Annotated in this window: 1 protein-coding gene; it reads left to right on the forward strand. The window is 72.1% G+C overall.

Annotation, left to right across the window (positions count from 1 at the left end; translation table 11 throughout):
* The coding region (locus AAFU51_18995) for a winged helix-turn-helix domain-containing protein (protein MEO1573321.1) at positions 1 to 356 on the forward strand (356 nt) is incomplete at its 5' end.
* Between the last annotated feature and the right edge of the window lie 149 nt (positions 357 to 505).

A 505-nucleotide genomic window follows, 5' to 3' on the forward strand; every position in this document is an offset into this window, starting at 1 on the left:
TCGCCCTGGCCACCGGCTACAGCGACTACTGGGTCCGCTGCCTCCTCCACCGCTACAACGACCACGGCCCCGACGGCCTCCGTGACCGTCGCGAGGACCATCCCGGAGCCCCGGCGCTGCTCAACGCCGACCAACTCGCCGCCCTCGACGAGGCGCTCGAACACGGGAGGGCCCCCAACGGCGGACCGTGGACCGGCCCCGAGGTGGCGCGCTGGATGGAGCACACCACGGGCCGCGCGCACGTGCACGACCAGCGTGGCTGGGAGTACCTCGTCCGCCTGGGCTTCTCCAGCCAGACGCCCCGCCCGGCCCATGACAAGGCCGACCCGGCCGCGCAAGCGGCGTTCAAAAAATGAGCTTGTCCGAGACGTGGCGGCCGCTCGGGAAGAGCGCGCGGTCGAACTCTGGGCGATGGACGAACACCGGGTGAGCCTCAAGCCCATCCTACGCCGGGTGTGGGCGCGCAAGGGGCAGCGTCCCGTGGTTCGCGTGCGCCCTCGGTACG

This window comes from Bacteroidota bacterium (assembly GCA_039821555.1).
Classification (GTDB): Bacteria; Bacteroidota; Rhodothermia; order Rhodothermales; family Rubricoccaceae; genus JBCBEX01.